Genomic DNA, 18,174 nt, shown 5'->3' with positions numbered 1-18,174 from the left:
TCGACGCCCTACGCTTCACTCTTCCTGGATCCAGGTGCGCAGCACCTCGACGGTCTCGGACGGGCTCGCCCGGACCATGTCGACCACGCGCTGGACCGTCTCGGCCTGGACCTGGCCGTTGATCTTGGCGAACTCCATCAGCCGCGCGGTCGGATTGTCGCGGTCGATAACCGTCACGGTCCCGCTCGGACCCGCAACCACGGCGTCGCCGGGAAAGCCCATGCCGGCCGCGGCCAGAGCCGGCGCCTCAGGCACCGGCGCGAGCACCTGGCGCACCAGGGGGCGGACCACCGTGAGGAGGACGATGAGGGTGAGCAGCGCCAGGACGGCGAGTTCGGCCATCCGCAGCACGTCCTCCTTGGTGGGGGCGAGCAGCGACTGGATGAGCGTGGGCTCGGTGAATTGCGGCACGCTCGGCGCCTCCGCGAAGCGCAGGTTCACCACCTCGATCTGGTCGCCGCGGGCCTTGTCGAAGCCGACCGCGCCGCGGACCAGGGCGGTGATCCGCTCGATCTCGGCGGGCGTGCGCGGGCTGTAGGTCTGCTTTCCGTCGGGCGCGGTGGCGTACACCCCGTCGAGGACGACGGCGACCGACAGGCGCTTGATCCGGCCGCCCTCGGCGATCTCGGTCTTCGTCACGCGGGAGATCTCGTAGTTCGTGGTTTCCTCGTTCTTGTTCGTCGCGTCCTTCGGCGTGGGCGCCTTGTCGCCGCCATTGGCGCCGGGCAGCTCGTTGCCGACGCTGACCTGCCCCTCGGCATTGCCGGTGACCGCCGATTCGGTGCGGGTCTGGGCGGAGCGCACGACGCGGCTCTCGGGATCGAAGGTCTCGGAGCGGCTTTCGATCCGGTTGAGGTCGAGTTCGGCGTTGACCTGGACGCGGGCCCGGCCGGTGCCGACGATCCCGGCGACCACGTCCTCGATCTGGCCGCGCAGGCGCCGTTCGAGGGCGGCCTGCCGGTCCTCGAAGCCGCTGGCGACGTCGGTCCCCGCGTCCCGGGCGCCGTCCGCCAGCAGTCGGCCGCGCTCGTCGACGATCGAGACCCGGTCGGGCTTGAGGCCTTCGACCGCGGAGGCCACGAGATGGCGGATCGCCCGAACCTGCCCGGCGTCGAGGTCGCCCATCAGCTTCAGCACGATGGCGGCGCTCGGGCTCTCCCGGTCGCGCTCGAACAGGCGGCGCTCCGGCAGGACGAGGTGGACCCGGGCCGCCTGGACCCGGCCGATCGCCCGGATCGAGCGGGCCAGCTCGCCCTCCAGGGCGCGCAGGTGATTCACGTTCTGCACGAAGTTGGTGGACGAGAACGCATCGCCCTTGTCGAAGATCTCGTAGCCGACCCCGGCCTGGGTCGGCAGCCCCTTGCCGGCCAGGTCCATGCGCAGCTTGGCGAGGTCGGGGCGGGGAGCCAGGATCGTCTGCCCGGCATCGCCCCGGGTCTCGTAGCGGATTCCGCGGCTGTCCAGCTCGCGGACCACGGAGGCCGAATCCTGCATCGACAGGTCGGAGAACAGCACGCCCATATCGGGGCGCGAGACCCGCAGGATGATGAACGCGAAGAAGCCGATGAGGGTCAGCGTCACCGCCGCCATGGCGGCGATTCGGGCCGGTCCGAACTTCGTGACGAGATCGAGGACCGGCTTCACGGGAGGATTCGCTGCACTCTAACGCTGGCGGACCCCGGCGGCCCGCTCGGCAGAAATTGCCCAGGTCGTGGTTAGCGAGGCGTTAATGCCGCGCAACCGAGGCCCAAAGGCGGGCGCCGGAACAGCACGAAGCCGCGCCCGGAGTCCGGACGCGGCTTCGTGGGTTCTCGGATTCGGGCGATCCACCCCACCGGCGCCGTCGACGTGGTCGCTGCGGGAGTGAGGCCATCGCGTCAGTCCAGGATTGCGAAGCGGAGCCCGTCATCCAGAGCCGCCGACGCGCCGGGTTTCGGCACCCTCGGTCGTGTTGGGGTTCCGGGGGCGTCTGCAGCATCCCGGAACGATGGCGCCCGACAGAGGCGTCGGATAATCAATGGCGGTAATGCTGGATCCGCGTCGTCCGCAGGCCGGCGAGACCGTGCTGGTCGATGGAGAACTGCCAGCTGAGGAATTCCTCGGTGGTCAGCGTGTAGCGCTTGCACGCCTCCTCCAGGCTGAGAAGGCCGCCGCGCACCGCGGCCACGACCTCGGCCTTGCGCCGGATCACCCAGCGACGGGTGCTCGGGGGCGGAAGATCCGCGATCGTCAGGGGGCTGCCGTCGGGCCCGATCACGTACTTCACTCTCGGGCGGCTCGGTTCGGTCATGATACGCTCTACACTCGACTGACCTGTCGAGCATTGAAGGTACTTGCGCCCGCTTAAGAGATGTTGAAGCGAGTCACTCGGATGTGATTCGTTAAGTGCCACTTGTGGACAACCCGATGGTCTGCACGCTGGACAGCGGCACTTTCTGGGAGCCGATGATCAGCACCGGTGTCGTCCCGCTGAGATCGACCTCGTCGACGGTGCCGGTGAGGCTCGTGTCGACCGCCACGGTGGCGCCGGTGGCGTCGGTGGCCGAGACCTTGATCGAATAGTTCCCATCCGGCGCGGTCAGGCCCGCGGAGGTCTTGCCGTTCCACGTGTAGGCCTGGCTTCCGGCGGTCAGCGTCGTGCTCTGCGTGGCCACGACGTTGTTCTGGGAATCGAGGATCGAGATCACCGCCTTGGAGGCGGCCCGGGCGGGCGTCAGCGTCCAGGAGGCCGAGCCCTTGGACAGCTGCGACGCGCTTCCATCCGCCGTCACGGTCTTGCCGATGTAGCTCGTGGCCGAGGCCGAACTCGCCGATTGCGACGCGCTCAGGATGCTGTCGAGGCGGTCATTCGATTTGAGCTGCTGCTCGACGCCGGCGAACTGGACCAGCTGCTGGGTGAACTGATTGGTGTCCATCGGATCGAGGGGGTTCTGATTCTTGAGCTGCGTGGTCAGCAGAGTCAGGAACTGCGTGAAGTTGCTGGCGATCTCGGTGGAGTTGCCGCTGCTGCCGCTCGACGACGCGCTCTTCGTCGCCGTCGTGCTGGTGAGGCTGGATATGCCGCTCGTCATGCTGATCTCTCCGGTGCTGCGCCCTGGCGCGGGCCTGGATGCGCGCTGTGTCTGTGTCGGTTCGCGATGCGGGCGCTTGCGCGCGCCGCCTAGATTCTCATGTCGACGCCGCCGTAGCCGCGCAGAAGGCGGATCGGGGCGATGTCCTGGGAGGCCTCGGCCTGATCCTGGGACCAGTTCGCCCCGTTGCTGCGGGGGGAATCCCCCTGCTGGCCGCCGCTGCCGCCCTGGGCGCTTCCGTCGCCCCGCAGCGACAGGTTGATTCCGCCGCCCGAGGGGTCGAATCCGGCCTGGGACAGCGCCTGTTGCAGCTGGCCGGCGTCGCGCTGGAGCAGGGCCAGGGTCTCGGGCCGGTCGACTACGAGGTGGGTCATGACCCGGCCATGCGCCTTGTCGATCTCCAGCTTGACGTCGATGCGCCCGAGTTCGGCCGGATCGAGCCGGATCTGGAACTCGTTCGATCCGCGCAGGGAGCGCAGGCCGATGGTCATCGGCACTTGGCCGATGGGGATGGGCGGATCGGTCTGGACCGGCGCGGCGGTCTGGTTCGGCGCAGCGGTGCCCTCTGCGGCCTTCGTCGTGCCGACGGCCGGGCTCGACGGGACCGGCGGCGTCTGGCCGCCCTGCGGGGCCGGGGGCGTGCCTGGGAGCGGACCTGCGCCCTGTCCCATATCGGCCAGGGCAGTCAGGAAATCCTGGCCGTCCTTGTCCGATGTCGCGACCGCGGAGCCGCCGGCCGCCGGGCCCTCCACCGGGACGGTGCTCTTCCCCACCGAGCCCGGCTCGTTGCCGGCGCCTGCCGCCTTCGCCCCGGAGGGGATGCCGGCGATGCCCGATACGGCATCACCCGCGGGGCTGCCGACCGGCCCGCCGCTGCCGGGAGCGCCCACGGCCGCGCCCGTTCCGAGGAGCGCTGTCCCGCCGTCCTGCGCGGTCGCCGCGCCGGTGCCCGCGGGCGCCTCGGTCTTGACCGTTCCGGTCGCCGCGCCGCCCTCGGTCAGCGCGGCGATGAGGGCCAGCAGCGAGGCGGCAGGGTCCGAACCGGCGGGCGTGGCGGCGGGCTCGGCCGTCTGCGGCGCCGTCGTCTCAGCCTGCACCGTCGTCTCGGCCTGCGCCGCCTCGGGAGCCGCCGTGTCGCCTGTGGCGGAGGCGCGATCCGATGAGGTCGTGGCAGCCTCGGAGCCCTGTCGTGCGGCGGGTTTCGCCTGGCCCGTCTGTGCGTCGCGCGCCGCGGCCGGCATCCGCGCTTCCGGGCGTGCGTCTGCGGCGGCGCGCGGTGCGTCGGCCTTGCCGGTACGCCCCGCCGGAGCCGCCGCCTCCGCCTGTCGGGCGCGGTCGGCCGTCCGGTCCGCGGCGCGGGTCTCGGCCTGCCGCGCCGAATCCTGCGCACGGTCGCCGGCCGCCCGGGCGGCCTGGGCCTGATCGCGCTGATCGGCCTGTCGGGTGCGGGCCGACGCGGCGAGGTCGCGCAGGTCGGCCGTGCGGGCGCGCGTCTCCGCCGCGTCGTCGCGGGCCTGGGCGGCGGTCAGGGCGGCGCCGAAGCGATCCTGCGTCGAATCCCCGGCCCGGGCGGCCACGCCCGCCGCCTCCCAGCCCGACCGCGGGGCAGACGCACTCCGCGCGGTCGGAATCCAGGTGGTGACATCCAAACGATCCGCCGCACCGCTCGCCATACCGGACTCCTCTGGGCCGCCCGCAGCAAGCCGCGCGCCACCGGGGTGGTCCGCTAAGATACTGAAAAATATAGTGCTCTTCCGCGGCGCGCGGCGCGGCCCTGATCGAACCTGCCGCCCGATCGGCAGGATCTGCCGGGTGTCGGCGCTGGCCGCCCTGGAAAGCCGGGCGAAGTCCCGCTATAGACGGCCCGTGCAGCCAGGAAGCTTCCGGGCCGGCGGCTGCGGACCCTCGCGATGAACGCCCTCGATCTTCCCAAAGCCCCCCACGAGACGCGCGTCGTCGTCGCCATGTCGGGCGGCGTCGATTCCTCCGTGGTCGCTGGCCTGCTGAAGCGGCAGGGCTTCGACGTGGTCGGCGTGACGCTCCAACTCTACGACCACGGCGCGGCGAGCCACCGCAAGGGCGCCTGCTGCGCCGGCCAGGACATCAACGATGCACGGGCTGCGGCGGAGCATCTCGGCATCCCGCATTACGTCCTCGACTACGAGGACCGCTTCCGCGACGCGGTCATCGAAAAGTTCGCCGAGAGCTACCTCGCGGGCGAGACGCCGATCCCCTGCGTCGAGTGCAACCGCACGGTGAAGTTCCGCGATCTGCTGGGCCTCGCCCGGGACCTGAACGCCGACGCGCTGGCCACCGGCCATTACGTGGCGAGCCGGGCGCTGCCGGGCGGCGGCCGGGCGCTCCACCGCGCCCTCGATCCGGCCCGGGACCAGAGCTACTTCCTCTACGCCACCACGGCGGAGCAGCTGGCATTCCTGCGCTTTCCCCTGGGCGAGATGGAGAAGACCGAGACCCGCGCGCTCGCGAAGGATCTCGGCCTGTCGCTCGCCGAGAAGCCGGACAGCCAGGACATCTGCTTCGTGCCGCAGGGCCGCTACAGCGACGTGATCGCCCGCCTGCGCCCCGATGCGGCGCGGCCCGGCGAGATCGTCGACCTCGCCGGCCACGTCCTCGGCCGGCACGACGGCATCGTCCACTACACGGTGGGGCAGCGGAAGGGCCTCGGCCTGTCCGGGCCGGAACCGCTCTACGTGGTGCGCCTGGAGCCGGATGCGGCCCGGGTGGTGGTCGGACCGCGCACAGCCCTGGCCACGACCCGGATCCGCCTCTCGGACCTGAACTGGCTCGGCGAGGGCCCGGCCGAGGCCGTGCGCGACCTGCCGGTGGCGGTGCGCGTGCGCTCGACCCGGCCGCCGCGCCCGGCGACACTCACGGTCGGGCCGGACGGCACGGCCGAGATCGTTCTCACCGAGCCCGAGGACGGCGTGTCGCCGGGCCAGGCCTGCGCGATCTACGCGGATGACGGGCCCCGGGCCCGGGTCCTGGGCGGCGGCACCATCCGGCGTGTCGACGCGTTGTCGGCCCGGCCCCGCGAGGCCGCCTGATCTCAACCTCTGGAACCTTCGAACGATGCTGAGCGAGCCGCAGATGGCCGGGCCGAGCACGGCCCTGATGCGCAAGGCCTATGCCCGCTGGGCCCCCGTCTATGACGTGGTCTACGACAAGCTCACCGAGCCCGCGGCCCGCGCCGCCGTCGAGGCGGCGGCCGAGCATGGGCCGCAGATCCTGGAGGCCGGCGTCGGAACCGGGCTGGCGCTGGGCTACTATCCGACATCGAGCTTCGTCTGCGGCGTCGATCTCTCCGAGGACATGCTCAAGCGCGCCCGTGCCAAGGTCCGGCGCCGGAACCTGTCCCACGTGAAGGGGCTGCAGGTGATGGATGTCTGCCACCTGGGCTATGCCGATGCGAGCTTCGACGCCGTGGTGGCGCAGTTCCTGATCACCCTGGTGCCGGATCCCGAGGCCGCGATGTCCGAGTTCCTGCGGGTGGTGCGGCCGGGCGGCGGCATCGTGCTCGCCAACCATTTCGGCCAGAGCGAAGGCCCGGTCGCCCGGGTCGAGGAGATCGTGGCCCCGCTCTGCACCAAGATCGGCTGGTCGTCGGACTTCAAGGCGACGCGGATCGAGGCCTGGGCCCGGCGCAACGGCGTCGAGGTCCTGGGATTGAAGCCGACCTTCCCGGGCGGGTTCTTCAAGATCCTGCGGATGCGCAAGCCCGGGTGATCGAGACCGGGAACGCGCCCGTCGGCGAAGAGCGGCGTGACGGACGCTGGAGGCGGCTGCGGCGCTGGCTCCCGCTGGTGCTGCTCCTGACGGTGTCGGCGATCGTCGTGGTCTCCGGCGCCGCCCAGCTCCTGAGCCTCGACCGACTCCTCGCCTCGCGGATCTGGCTGCGCGGCTTCGTCGAGGCCGGCTATCTCCGCGCCTTGGTCGCGGCCTACTGCCTCTATGTCGGGGCCGTGGTCGTGTCGGTGCCGGCCACGCTGATCCTGACGATGGTCTGCGGCTTCCTGTTCGGCATCGTGCCGGGCGCGCTCACCGCGGTCTGCGCGGCCACCACGGGGGCCGCCCTCGTGTTCGCCATCGGCCGGGGGCCGGGGGCCGACCTGCTCCGGCGGATCGGCGGCACGCGCCTCGCCGGGCTGGCCGAAGGCTTCCGGCGCGATGCCTTCGGCTATATCGCGGTCCTGCGCCTCCTCCCCCTGTTCCCGTTCTGGGTGACCAACCTCGCCCCCGCCGCCTTCGGGGTGAAGATGCGGGTCTTCGTCCTCGCGACCTTCCTGGGGCTGCTGCCCGGCGCCGTCGTGTACGCCACCACGGGAGCGGGCATCGAGGACGTCGTCGCCGCCCACGAAGCCGCCAAGGCGGCCTGCCTGGCGGCGGGGGCGGGCGGCTGCGACGACTCCCTGACCCTGCGGGCCCTCGTCACGCCCAAGATGGTGGCGGGCCTCGCGATGCTGGCCGTCTTCGCCCTGGTCAGCGTGCTGCTGAGCCGGCGCGCCAGACGCGGCTGAGAGCGACGCCCGGGATACGCAATCCTCCGCCGGCTGTGTTTTTCCGTGTCTGAGGGCACATGCAACCGCCTGCGGGTGGATATCGTATAGTGCTCACTGCCGAGAGCCTGTATTGCCGCCTGCGAATCTGTGGCTTGCGAACATGTATCCCGCGAAGGCCGGACCCGGCTCGAGCTTTCTCAATCCGCCCTCCGCCGATCCGAATCCGCGATGCCCGCGCGGAGCGTGACCGGCGTGTCCGTCGAGTCCGATGAGGCCGCGGCACCGGCGATGCCGGCGTCCGCCCCGAGCCGCGATCTGCCGGAGCGGCGCACGGCCCGCCTCGGCCTGTCGGGACGGCTGTTCCTCGTCACCGTCGCGTTCGTGGTGGTGGCCGAGGTGCTGACCTATGTGCCGGCGGTGGCCAATTACCGGGTCGAGTGGATGTCGGACCGCCTGGCGGCCGCGCAGGTCGCCGCCCTGGTCCTCGACGGCCGGACCGGGGAGCCGGTCTCCGAGGCGCTGGAGAGCCGGCTCCTGGCCGGGGTGAATGCCCGGGCGATCGCGGTTCGCGGCGGTGGCGCCCAGCGCCTGCTCGCCATCGAGCCCATGCCCGAGCAGGTCGCCGACATCGTCGATCTGCGCGACGTCACAGCGCTGTCGGCGATCCGGGGGGCGTGGCGCACCCTTGTGGCGCCGGTCCGCGAGCCGATCCGCGTGATCGGGGAGGGGGGAATCGGCTTCGACCGGGTCGAGATCCTCCTCGACGAGGCGCCGCTGCGCACCGCCATGATCGACTATGCCCTGCGCCTGCTGGTCTCCTCGCTGATCATCGCGGCCGCCGCGGCGGGCCTCGTCTTCGTGGTGCTGCAGGTGCTCATCGTGCGGCCGGTCCGGCGGCTCGCCACGAGCATCACGGTCTTCGCGGACGATCCGGAGGATGCGGGGCGGATCATCGCCCCGTCCCGCCGCAGCGACGAGATCGGCCAGGCCGAGCGGGCGCTCGGGCGGATGCAGCGCAGCCTCGCCGACCAGCTCCGCCAGAAGCGGCGGCTCGCCGAACTCGGGCTCGCCGTCAGCAAGATTAGCCACGAGCTGCGCAACCTGCTGACCGGCGCGCAGCTTCTCGGCGATCGCCTGGAGGGTACCGAGGATCCGACCGTTCAGCGTGTGGCCCCGCGCCTCGTGGGGACGCTGGCCCGGGCGATCCGCTTCTGCGAGGCGACGCTCGCCTACGGGCGCGTCTCCGAGCGGACGCCGCTCCTGGCCAGCACGCCGCTGGCGCCCATCTTCGCGGAGCTTCCGGATCTCGCCGCGCTGGCGGCGCATCCGGTCTCCGTGGAGGTCGCGGCGGCCGACCTGAGCGTTCAGGCCGACCCGGAGCAACTGGCGCGGGCGCTGGCCAACCTCGTCCGCAACGCCGTGCAGGCGCTCGACGGGGCCGCCGTGCCGGAGGCTGCGGTCCGCGTCGTGGCCTCCCGCGGGGCGCCGGGCCGGATCACGATCCTGGTCGCCGACAACGGCCCCGGCCTGCCGGCGCGCGCCCGGGAGAACCTGTTCGCGCCGTTCCAGGGCTCCATGCGCTCCGGCGGCACGGGGCTCGGCCTGCCGATCGCCGCCGAGCTGATCGGGATCAACGGCGGCACGCTCACCCTCGATGCCTCCGAGGCCGAGGGGCTGAGCGGCGCGCGCTTCCGGATCGTCCTGCCGGAGGGCTGACGCGATCGGCCGTGGGCGGCGGCCGTCACCACCCCATCAGCGCGCGCGGCAAGGTCCCAGCGGCAAGGTCCAAGCGGCAAGGCGCGAGCGGAAAGGCGTCCGTGGGCCTATTCCGCCGCGGCCCGGACCGGTTCGCCGACCCGGATGCCGAGGTCGGCCAGCAGGGCCGCGTCGTCGTCCTGCCCGTTATTGGCGGTGGTCAGCAGCCGCTCGCCGTAGAAGATCGAGTTGGCGCCCGCCAGGAAGCACAGCACCTGCGCCTCACGGGTGAGGCTCTTGCGGCCGGCGCTGAGACGGACCCGGGATCGCGGCATCACGATCCGCGCCGTGGCGCACATGCGCACGAGATCGAACGGATCGACCGCCGGCTGGTCCTCCAGCGGAGTACCGGGCACCGCCACCAGGGCGTTGATCGGCACGCTCTCGGGATGGGGGGCGTGGTTGGACAGCACCTGAAGCATCGCGGCGCGGTCGGTGACGCCCTCGCCCATCCCGACGATGCCGCCGCAGCACACGCCGATCCCGGCCTCGCGGACATTCGCGAGGGTCTGCAGGCGCTCGTCGTAGGTCCGGGTGGAGATGATGTCCTCGTAGAAATCCGGGCCGGTGTCGAGGTTGTGGTTGTAGGAGGTCAGCCCGGCCTCGGCGAGCCGTCCGGCCTGGGAGGGCGTGAGCATGCCGAGCGTCACGCAGGCTTCCATGCCGAGGCCGCGCACGCCGCGCACCATGGCGAGAACCGCGTCGAACTCGGGCCCGTCCTTGGGCTGGCGCCACGCGGCGCCCATGCAGAAGCGCTGGGCCCCCGCGGCCTTGGCGGCGGCGGCCTCGGCCAGCACGGTCTCCACCGGCATCAGCCGCTCGCGGGCGACGCCTGCGCCTTTGTGGTGGGCCGATTGCGGGCAATAGGCACAATCCTCCGGGCAGCCGCCGGTCTTGATGGACAGGAGCGACGCCCGCTGGATGTCGGCCGGGTCATTGTGCCGGCGGTGGACCTGCGCCGCCCGGAACACGAGGTCCATCAGCGGCAGGTCGTGGATCGCGCGGATCTCCGCGACGCTCCAGTCGTGGCGGATGTCGCCGAGGTCGGGCTGCGGGGAACCGGGAAGGGAAGTCGCGCTCATCCGGTGTTTGAGCCGGATCGGCGGACAGAAATCAAGCGGGCCGGGCGCCCGAACTCCCCGCGGACGGATCGGTCTGGACGATGAGGCCGTGCCAACCGAGGCCGCGCGACGTCGCGCGGCCCGGTATCCGGGGGAGGGCCGTGCCCGTGCCGGTCCCGCTCGACGCCGCTCGTGAGACCGTCCGGCCGGCAGGACGCCCGCCCGGTCAGCGATCCAGTCTGATCGGAGGCCCCAAGGATCCGGCCGCCGGCCCCGACCCGGCGCGCGAGGCGATTGGGCTGCGCCGCGATCCACCGGATCCGGTCGGGCTCGTCCCGCACCGCCTGCTTGACGGTGTCGGCCCGGATCTCGATCGCCTTGCGCGTCGGCGGCTCGGGTTCCGACCCTGCGCGCGGGCCTGCGGACAATCCGATGTCGCAGTCTTGTCCGGCCGAAGCGCGGGACGATCACCGATACCGGTGTCTGTTCCTGGAACCGGCACCGCCGCCCGGATGCGGGCGGCGGCGCGGCCAGTCAGTCCGTCGGCTCGCCGGCGGAGACCTTGGCGGTCCAGTCGTCGAAGGCGATGACCTGCTGACGCTGCTCGCCGAGCCGGTCGATCCGCAGGACCATCTCGTCCCCGGCCTTGAGGTAGCGCGGCGGCTTCATGCCGAGCCCGACGCCCGGCGGGGTGCCGGTGGTGATCACGTCGCCCGGCTCCAGCAGCATGAAGTGCGACGTGTAGGCGACGAGCTGGGGAACGTCGAAGATCATCGTGGCGGTGGAGCCGGTCTGACGGCGCTCGCCGTTGACGTCGAGGCTCATGGCGAGGTTCTTCAGGTCGGGAATCTCGTCGAGCGTCACCAGCCAGGGGCCCAGCGGCCCGAAGGTCGGTGCGCTCTTGCCCTTGGTCCAGGTCGGACCGCGGTTCATCTGCCATTCGCGCTCGGAGACGTCGTTGCAGATGCAGGCCCCCGCCACGTAGCTCAGCGCCTCGTTGGCGTGGACGTAGCTGGCGCGCCGCCCGATCACCACGGCGAGTTCGACCTCCCAGTCGGTGCTGTGCGACCCCTTGGGGATGATCACCGTGTCGTTCGGCCCGCACAGGCTGGACGGCGCCTTGTTGAAGATGATCGGCTCGGCCGGGATCGGCGAGCCGGTCTCGGCGGCGTGGTCGGCGAAGTTCAGGCCGATGGCCACGACGTTGCGGGTGCCGCCCACGCAGGGGCCGAGGCGCACGTCCGGCGGCAGCTTCGGCAGGGTCTCGGGATCGAGGGCGCGCAGGCGCGCCAGCGAATCGGGCGACAGCGCCGGCCCGGCAATGTCCCGCACGATGCCCGACAGGTCGCGCAGGCCGCCTTTCGCATCCACGAGGCCGGGCTTCTCGTCGCCGCTCGGGCCGTGCCGGAAGAGCTTCATGGCCGCACTCCTCATCCTTCCCTGTGCCGGTCTGCGCCGGACGCCGGGACCATGGCCGGGCCTCGACCCGGGTGCAAGGCCGGCGGTCCGCACGCAGCGCCCCGCCGGGTGTCGCAGCCAAGCAACAGGCCTGCAAAAAAGTTCATGGTCTGATGATAATGGGTCTATTGTTCAGGGCGCGGCGCAAGAGGAAAAGTTGGGTGCGTAATTATCGAAAACAGGTCTTCGCCAGGCATCGGCCCCGATGGGACAATGCATCCCGATGTCTCTACGGATCTTCTTTTCGCCTCCTGAGGCCGTCCTGGTCATTGCGGTTCAGTCCCCGCAACCGGCACCATGCCCGAAAGGGTGCCACCTGATGAAGCTCTAACAATCTTCGGCGCCCGCCAGAACGACAACGCTTGGGGGACGAGATGGGCAGGACGGTGCGCGCTGCAATGCTGGCGGCGACGGCAATGATCCTCGGTGCCGGGCAGGTTCAGGCTGGGGCGTTCGGTCTGCGGGAGCAGAGCACGCAGGCGCAGGGGCTGGCGTTTGCGGGCGCGGCCTCGGGATCGGGCGGCGTGTCGTCGATGTTCTGGAACCCCGCGACCATCACGATGAACCCGGGCTTCGTCGCGGAGCAGAACTTCACCTATATCGGCCTGTCCTCGGAGATCCGCCCGGCGCCGGGCACCAATCCGGGCTTCGCGCGGCTGGGCGGCTCGGGCGAGCTCGGTCAGGGCGCCCTCGTGCCGGCGGGCGCGACCTCGTACCAGCTGAACGACCGCCTGTGGCTCGGCCTCTCGACCGGCGCGCCCTTCGGGCTCGTGACCAAGCCCAACCAGGTCTGGGCCGGGGAGGTCTACGGACGCTCGTCGCGGATCTTCTCCCTGGCGATCAACCCGGTGATCGGCTTCAAGGTCAACGAATGGCTGTCGATCGCGGCCGGGCCGAACATCGAGTATTTCCGCCTGACCCTGCGGCAGGCGCTGCCGGTCCCGGGCCTCCTGCCGACCGCCTATCCGAGCTCCTTCCTCAAGGGGGAATCCTGGGGGGTGGGCTTCACCGCGGGCGCCACGCTGACGCCCCGCGACGGGACCGTGCTGGGCATCGGCTACCGCTCCTCGGTGCACCACGACATCGACGGCTCGATCGGCGTGCCGCTGCTCGCCCTGGCTCCGCTCGCCGGCCAGGTCCGGGCGAGGCTGAACACCCCCGACAAGCTGAGCGTCGGCCTCACCCAGGCGGTCTCGCCGGTGGCGCGGGTGAACCTCGGCTTCGAATGGGACAACTGGTCGAGGCTCGGGACCATCGGGATCGTGTCGAAGACCCTCGGCCTGCCGGTGAACACCCTGCCGCTCAACTACAAGGACGGGTTCACCTACGCGATCGGCGCCGAGTACGACGCCTCGCCGAACCTGACGCTGCGCACGGGCTTCGCCTACGAGACCTCGCCGATCGACTTCCGCAACCGTTCGGTGCGGCTGCCGGACGGGGACCGATACATCGCCTCGGTGGGCGCCAGCTACCGCTGGAGCCGGCAGCTGACGCTGAACCTCGCCTATTCGCACTTCTTCCTGGACCGGTCGCGGATCCTGGCGGGCCTCGGCCGCGACTACAACGTCGGCAACATCGCCTTCGCGGGGGTGGTGGATTCCAGCGCCGACATCGTCTCGGTGGGCTTCCGCTACGTGTTCGGCGCGCCGCCGGCCCCCGCCCCCGCGCCCCTCGTGCGGAAATGGTGATGCGCCTGCGCGGGGCGCCCGGCTCCCCCGGGCGATCCGCGACGGGCGGTGCCCCGCTCCGGTTCGCCGCGGATGGCGCGCCTCAGGCCCGCATGCGCACGTAGGTCCCCGGCGCCGGGCCGAGGGATTGGAGCGCATCCCCGCCGGGTTTCCGGGCCGGCACCCGCTCCGGCGCCTGCGCCTCGATCCACTGAAACCAATACGGCCACCACGAACCCTTGGTCTCGACCGCGGCGCTGATCCAGTCCTCCAGCGTCCCCTTGACCGGGCCGCCGGTCCAGTAGCCGTATTTCGGCTTGGACGGGGGGTTGATCACGCCGGCGATATGGCCCGATCCCGCCAGCACGAAATCGACCTTGCCGCCGAACACCTTCGAGCCCTCGAAGACCGAGAGGGCCGGCGCGATGTGATCCTCCCGGGTTGCGAGGTTGAAGATCGGGACCTGCACCTTCTTGAGGTCGAGGCGGACGTTGCCGAGCACCATCCGTCCCTGCGCCAGCGTGTTGTCGAGGTAGCAGTTGCGCAGATAGAAGGAATGATTGGCCGCTGGCATCCGCGTGGCGTCGGAATTCCAGTACAGCAGGTCGAAAGCCGAGGGCGATTTGCCCTTGATGTAGTTGTTGACGATGTAGGGCCAGATCAGGTCGTTCGGCCGGAGCATGTTGAAGGCGTTCGCCATCCGGGCGCCCTCCAGGTAGCCCTGCTCGGCCATCCGGGCCTCGACCTGCCGGATCTGCTCCTCGTCGGCGAAGACCTTCAGGTCGCCGGCATGGGTGAAGTCGACCTGCGTGGTGAGCAGCGTCGCGCTCTTGATCCGCCGGTTTCCGGTGGCGGCCTGCATGGCCAGCGTCACGGCGAGCAGCGTCCCGCCGACGCAGTAGCCGGCCGCCGTGACCTCGGTCTCCCCGGTGGCGACCCCGATCGCGTCGATGGCCGCCTCGATCCCCTCGCGCATGTAGGACTCGAAGTCCTTGTCGGCATGCCGGGAATCCGGATTCACCCACGAGATGCAGAAGACCGTCAGGCCCTGGTCGACCATCCACTTCAGGAAGCTCTTCTGGGGATTGAGGTCGAGGATGTAGAACTTGTTGATCCAGGGCGGAACCATCAGGAACGGGCGCCGCAGCACGGTCTCGGTGGCGGGCGCGTACTGGATCAGCTCGATCAGATCGTTGCGGAACACCACCTCGCCGGGGGTGACCGCCATGTTGCGCCCGACCTCGAACCCGCTCGGGTCGGTCTGGCGCACGCGCAGATGTCCGCCGCCCGCCTGTAGATCCTCCTCGTACATCTTCAGGCCGCGGACGAGGTTGGCGCCGTTCTCCTGGAGGGTATGGCGGATCAGCTCCGGGTTGGTCGGCAGGAAGTTCGACGGCGAGAGCATGCTGGTGAGCTGGCGCAGGTAGAATTGCGCCTTGTGGCGCGTGTGCGCATCGAGCCCCTCGGCCTCGTCCACGAGGCTTTCGGCCCAGCGGGCGGCGAGCAGGTAGGCCTGCTTGATGAAGTCGAAATACGGGTTGGTCGACCACTCGGCATGGGCGAAGCGCGCGTCCCGGGGCTCCGGAAGAACCACCGGGTCGGCGGGCTGGCCCTGCAGGCGCATGTAGGTCGAGCCCCAGAGCGACAGGAAGGCCTGCGACAGGCGGGCCTGGGCCTCGGCGCTCCGCTTCGGGTCGGCGAGCCAGGTCTCGGCCACCTGCCCGAGGACCTTGGCGGCCTCGTTCATCTCGCTTCCGGGGGCGCCTCCCTGTCCCTCGGGCCCGAGGGCGCGGGCGATATTGCGCCCCATCGCCTCGACGAACTGTCCGGCATTGCGGGACAGCGCCTCGAAATCCGGCATCGGAGCAGCCATGCCGTCCGGCATCGCGCCGTTCGAGACCGACTTCGGAGGGGCGGTCCGATCCGGCGCCTGCGGACTCGTCAAACGTGCCTCCCTGTGTTTCGTCTGTCGACCCGATCGCGCGGGCCTCGTTTCCGACAAAATAAGGAGCGAGCCAGAGCTTTCGCCACCCCGGTTGCGGACGTCGCCGAAACATCCGGCCGTTCTTTTCAAACCCATGTGACGATGGATCGTGCCATTTTGAACCCTGTCGCCCGCATGTCCCGCAGCCTGCCGCTGATCCGCACGGCCGGCCTCGGGCTGCTGGTCAGCCTGCTCGGGGCCTGCTCGGGCGACGTCGTCCGCTCGCTGGCCTCCGATGCAGGCTACGGGCCGCGGACCGTCGCCGCGCCGGATTTCGTCGCGGAATCCCGCAGCAAGGCGCAGCCCGACTTCATGCCGGTGGGCGTCGACGCGCCGAAGCGCCCGGTCCGGGCCAAGTCGGTCACCGGCCAGAAGGCCCTGGAGGCGGAGCTGGAGAGCGCCCGCGGCCGCAACGAGGTCCGCGGCCGGGCGGCGGCGAGCGCCGGGCAGGGCGCCGCGGCCACCATCAAGCCGGCCCCGGCGCCGCCGCAATAGCACCGATTTGAGCACCGATTTGTGGGTCGGCGGCGGCCCGCAACTCTGCTAGAGCATGGGGTTCGCGCGACCGGCCCAGACGAAAGACGCCAGATTCGGGACGCGCCGATGGACACGCCCATGACCGACTTCCACCGCATCAAGCGACTGCCGCCCTACGTCTTCGAGCAGGTCAACCGGATCAAGGCCGCCGCCCGCGCGCAGGGCGCCGACATCATCGATCTCGGGATGGGCAATCCCGACCTCGACGCCCCCAAGCACGTGATCGCCAAGCTGTGCGAGACGGCCGGGCGGCCCCGCACCGACCGCTACTCGGCCTCGAAGGGCATCGCGGGCCTGCGCAAGGCCCAGGCCGGTTACTACCAGCGCCGGTTTGGCGTGACCCTCAACCCCGACACGCAGGTGGTGGCGACGCTGGGCTCCAAGGAGGGCTTCGCCAACATGGCTCAGGCGATCACCGCCCCGGGCGACGTCGTGCTGGTGCCGAACCCGAGCTACCCGATCCACGCCTTCGGCTTCCTGATGGCCGGCGGCGTCATCCGCTCCGTGCCGGCCGAGCCGACCCCGGCGATGTTCCCGGCCCTCGAGCGGGCCATGCGCCACTCGATCCCGAAGCCGGTCGCCCTGGTCGTCTGCTACCCGTCGAACCCGACCGCCTACGTGGCGAGCCTCGACTTCTACCGGGATCTCGTGGCCTTCGCGAAGCAGCACGAGCTGATCCTGCTGTCGGACCTCGCCTACGCGGAGGTCTATTTCGACGACAACCCGCCGCCCTCGGTCCTGCAGGTGCCCGGCGCCATCGACTGCACGGTGGAGTTCACCTCGCTGTCGAAGACCTACTCGATGGCCGGCTGGCGCATGGGCTTCGCGGTGGGCAACGAGCGCCTGCTCGCGGCGCTCACCCGGGTGAAGTCCTACCTCGATTACGGCGCCTTCACGCCGATCCAGGTCGCCGCGACCGCCGCCCTCAACGGGCCGGACGACTGCATCCACGAGATGCGCAGCATCTACAGGAAGCGCCGCGACGCGCTGGTGGAATCCTTCGGCAAGGCCGGCTGGACCATCCCGTCGCCCGCCTCCTCGATGTTCGCGTGGGTTCCGATCCCGGAGCGCTACCGGGAGATGGGCAGCCTCGAATTCTCCAAGCTGCTGCTGGAGAAGTCGGATGTCGCGGTGGCGCCCGGCATCGGATTCGGCGAATTCGGCGACGAGTATGTCCGCATCGCGCTGGTCGAGAACGAGCAGCGCATCCGGCAGGCCGCGCGCAACATCCGCCGGTTCTTCGACGGCACCGACAAGACCCTGCACAACGTCGTGCCGATGGTCCGGGCCGGCTAGCCGACCCCGCGCGGATTGTTGCCGCGGGGCGACAGGCTCCGCCAAAGGCGCCGACGCCCCGCGCCGGCGCTTGTCAGGACGGATCGCGATGGCCAGGGTCAGGTGCGGGGGTCCTCCCGCGTCCCGAGTGTCGCATGCGCCGCCTGAACCTGATCGCCGCCCTGCTGCTCGCCGCCGCGGCCTCGGCCTGTGCGCCGAACCCGATCATCGCCCGGGATCCGATCCCCGCGCCCGGCCCGGCGGACGTATATGCGTGCGACTCGAAGCCGTTGCCGGTCAACGCCTTCACGACGGATTGCCGGCCCGTGCCGGCAAGCCCGCAGGTGGTCCTGCGCGCCCGCGGCTGATCTGCGCCGGCATTTCGGTAACCGGTCGATTCGGATGGGCCGGACAAGCCGCCCGCGATCAGCTAGACTGTAGGCCAGATGCCGGCCCGGCCGGCCCCCTGACGGAGCATCGCGTGAGCACCAAGACCCTGATCGCCGCCGGACTGCTCGCCCTCCTGGCGGGGCAGGGCGCCTCGGCCTCCGACGCCGCCTACCCGCCCGCGCCGTACCAGCCCCGCGCCTTCGTGTTCACCGCGCCGAACGGGCCCACCGTTCTCGAGACCGAGGGGTGCTGCCAGGTGGTGGTGCCGCCGGGCCGTCCCGATCTCGCGCAGCCCGCGGTCCCGGTCGCCGAGGTGATGAACGGCGGCGGTTTCGGCTATACGGGCTTCGACTATTACAACGACCAGATCACCGAGGGCCGGTTCGGCGCGCGCAAGCGGCCGAAGGAGTACGTGATCGCTCCGTCCTACATCGTGCCGCCGCGCTACTGAGCCGCCGG

Annotated in this window: 16 protein-coding genes; 9 read left to right on the top strand and 7 right to left on the bottom strand. The window is 70.9% G+C overall.

What is annotated here, in order from left to right; genetic code table 11:
- Positions 1-15: 15 nt before the first annotated feature.
- From fliF to GGQ91_RS02230, 4 genes are all read right to left on the bottom strand, one after another.
- On the bottom strand, positions 16-1,644 hold the full coding sequence (gene fliF / locus GGQ91_RS02245; RefSeq protein ID WP_043347402.1) for a flagellar basal-body MS-ring/collar protein FliF: 1,629 nt from the start codon (positions 1,642-1,644) through the stop codon (positions 16-18).
- Positions 1,645-2,014: 370 nt separating this feature from the next.
- Positions 2,015-2,290, bottom strand: a complete 276-nt coding sequence (gene sciP / locus GGQ91_RS02240) for a CtrA inhibitor SciP (RefSeq protein WP_007569077.1) — start codon at positions 2,288-2,290, stop codon at positions 2,015-2,017.
- 91 nt (positions 2,291-2,381) lie between these two features.
- Positions 2,382-3,071 carry a flagellar hook assembly protein FlgD gene (locus GGQ91_RS02235; RefSeq protein WP_182591262.1) on the bottom strand — a complete coding sequence of 230 codons (690 nt, stop codon included), beginning with the start codon at positions 3,069-3,071 and terminating at the stop codon, positions 2,382-2,384.
- A gap of 89 nt (positions 3,072-3,160) precedes the next feature.
- Positions 3,161-4,648, bottom strand: coding sequence for a flagellar hook-length control protein FliK (locus tag GGQ91_RS02230; RefSeq protein WP_343066744.1), 1,488 nt, complete (start codon positions 4,646-4,648; stop codon positions 3,161-3,163).
- Between the two features lie 333 nt (positions 4,649-4,981).
- Between GGQ91_RS02230 and mnmA the strand changes: the two genes are divergently transcribed.
- The 4 genes from mnmA (at position 4,982) to GGQ91_RS02210 (ending at position 9,304) form a co-directional block, all read left to right on the top strand.
- A complete protein-coding gene (mnmA, locus tag GGQ91_RS02225; RefSeq protein ID WP_043760175.1) occupies positions 4,982-6,136 on the top strand; it encodes a tRNA 2-thiouridine(34) synthase MnmA in 1,155 nt (384 codons plus the stop codon).
- Between the two features lie 25 nt (positions 6,137-6,161).
- The gene (locus GGQ91_RS02220) at positions 6,162-6,815 is read left to right on the top strand and encodes a class I SAM-dependent methyltransferase (RefSeq protein ID WP_182591260.1); all 654 of its coding nucleotides are present in this window, start codon (positions 6,162-6,164) and stop codon (positions 6,813-6,815) included.
- Complete coding sequence (locus GGQ91_RS02215; RefSeq protein ID WP_182591259.1) at positions 6,812-7,606, top strand: VTT domain-containing protein; 795 nt, start codon at positions 6,812-6,814, stop codon at positions 7,604-7,606. Before GGQ91_RS02220 ends, GGQ91_RS02215 begins: the two co-directional genes overlap by 4 nt.
- 210 nt (positions 7,607-7,816) lie before the next feature.
- A complete protein-coding gene (locus tag GGQ91_RS02210) occupies positions 7,817-9,304 on the top strand; it encodes a sensor histidine kinase (protein ID WP_043357428.1) in 1,488 nt (495 codons plus the stop codon).
- A 107-nt stretch (positions 9,305-9,411) separates the two neighbouring features.
- Here GGQ91_RS02210 and bioB read toward each other — a convergent pair whose 3' ends face one another.
- Together bioB and GGQ91_RS02200 are read right to left on the bottom strand one after the other, a co-directional pair.
- Positions 9,412-10,425, bottom strand: a complete 1,014-nt coding sequence (gene bioB, locus GGQ91_RS02205; protein WP_043386070.1) for a biotin synthase BioB — start codon at positions 10,423-10,425, stop codon at positions 9,412-9,414.
- Positions 10,426-10,938: 513 nt separating this feature from the next.
- Positions 10,939-11,823: a fumarylacetoacetate hydrolase family protein gene (locus GGQ91_RS02200; RefSeq protein ID WP_043357420.1), complete on the bottom strand. Its 885-nt coding sequence runs from the start codon at positions 11,821-11,823 to the stop codon at positions 10,939-10,941.
- A gap of 413 nt (positions 11,824-12,236) precedes the next feature.
- Here GGQ91_RS02200 and GGQ91_RS02195 point away from each other — a divergent pair, with 413 nt between their 5' ends.
- Complete coding sequence (locus GGQ91_RS02195) at positions 12,237-13,550, top strand: OmpP1/FadL family transporter (protein ID WP_182591475.1); 1,314 nt, start codon at positions 12,237-12,239, stop codon at positions 13,548-13,550.
- Between the two features lie 82 nt (positions 13,551-13,632).
- Here GGQ91_RS02195 and GGQ91_RS02190 read toward each other — a convergent pair whose 3' ends face one another.
- Positions 13,633-15,414, bottom strand: coding sequence for a PHA/PHB synthase family protein (locus GGQ91_RS02190; RefSeq protein ID WP_043357424.1), 1,782 nt, complete (start codon positions 15,412-15,414; stop codon positions 13,633-13,635).
- Between the two features lie 234 nt (positions 15,415-15,648).
- Here GGQ91_RS02190 and GGQ91_RS02185 point away from each other — a divergent pair, with 234 nt between their 5' ends.
- From GGQ91_RS02185 to GGQ91_RS02170, 4 genes are all read left to right on the top strand, one after another.
- Complete coding sequence (locus GGQ91_RS02185; protein WP_043760179.1) at positions 15,649-16,008, top strand: hypothetical protein; 360 nt, start codon at positions 15,649-15,651, stop codon at positions 16,006-16,008.
- Positions 16,009-16,128: 120 nt separating this feature from the next.
- Entirely contained in the window at positions 16,129-17,346 is a 1,218-nt protein-coding gene (locus GGQ91_RS02180) for an LL-diaminopimelate aminotransferase (protein ID WP_043357422.1), read from the top strand.
- 134 nt (positions 17,347-17,480) lie between these two features.
- The gene (locus tag GGQ91_RS02175) at positions 17,481-17,693 is read left to right on the top strand and encodes a hypothetical protein (protein ID WP_020090818.1); all 213 of its coding nucleotides are present in this window, start codon (positions 17,481-17,483) and stop codon (positions 17,691-17,693) included.
- A gap of 113 nt (positions 17,694-17,806) precedes the next feature.
- Entirely contained in the window at positions 17,807-18,166 is a 360-nt protein-coding gene (locus GGQ91_RS02170) for a hypothetical protein (RefSeq protein ID WP_043357408.1), read from the top strand.
- Positions 18,167-18,174: the final 8 nt, after the last annotated feature.

It is taken from the genome of Methylobacterium fujisawaense (genome assembly GCF_014138435.1).
Taxonomy (GTDB): Bacteria; Pseudomonadota; Alphaproteobacteria; order Rhizobiales; family Beijerinckiaceae; genus Methylobacterium; species Methylobacterium fujisawaense.
The sequence above is the reverse complement of the archived record's forward strand: the minus strand, read 5'-3'. Positions and strand labels throughout refer to the sequence as shown.

What these genes read in the sequence shown, in the direction of transcription:
- sciP (WP_007569077.1), bottom strand. Translation starts at nt 2,290, where the DNA reads ATGACCGAACCGAGCCGCCCGAGAGTGAAGTACGTGATCGGGCCCGAC.
- GGQ91_RS02235 (WP_182591262.1), bottom strand. Translation starts at nt 3,071, where the DNA reads ATGACGAGCGGCATATCCAGCCTCACCAGCACGACGGCGACGAAGAGC.
- mnmA (WP_043760175.1), top strand. Translation starts at nt 4,982, where the DNA reads ATGAACGCCCTCGATCTTCCCAAAGCCCCCCACGAGACGCGCGTCGTC.
- GGQ91_RS02220 (WP_182591260.1), top strand. Translation starts at nt 6,162, where the DNA reads ATGCTGAGCGAGCCGCAGATGGCCGGGCCGAGCACGGCCCTGATGCGC.
- GGQ91_RS02210 (WP_043357428.1), top strand. Translation starts at nt 7,817, where the DNA reads ATGCCCGCGCGGAGCGTGACCGGCGTGTCCGTCGAGTCCGATGAGGCC.
- bioB (WP_043386070.1), bottom strand. Translation starts at nt 10,425, where the DNA reads ATGAGCGCGACTTCCCTTCCCGGTTCCCCGCAGCCCGACCTCGGCGAC.
- GGQ91_RS02200 (WP_043357420.1), bottom strand. Translation starts at nt 11,823, where the DNA reads ATGAAGCTCTTCCGGCACGGCCCGAGCGGCGACGAGAAGCCCGGCCTC.
- GGQ91_RS02195 (WP_182591475.1), top strand. Translation starts at nt 12,237, where the DNA reads ATGGGCAGGACGGTGCGCGCTGCAATGCTGGCGGCGACGGCAATGATC.
- GGQ91_RS02190 (WP_043357424.1), bottom strand. Translation starts at nt 15,414, where the DNA reads ATGCCGGACGGCATGGCTGCTCCGATGCCGGATTTCGAGGCGCTGTCC.
- GGQ91_RS02185 (WP_043760179.1), top strand. Translation starts at nt 15,649, where the DNA reads ATGTCCCGCAGCCTGCCGCTGATCCGCACGGCCGGCCTCGGGCTGCTG.
- GGQ91_RS02180 (WP_043357422.1), top strand. Translation starts at nt 16,129, where the DNA reads ATGACCGACTTCCACCGCATCAAGCGACTGCCGCCCTACGTCTTCGAG.
- GGQ91_RS02175 (WP_020090818.1), top strand. Translation starts at nt 17,481, where the DNA reads ATGCGCCGCCTGAACCTGATCGCCGCCCTGCTGCTCGCCGCCGCGGCC.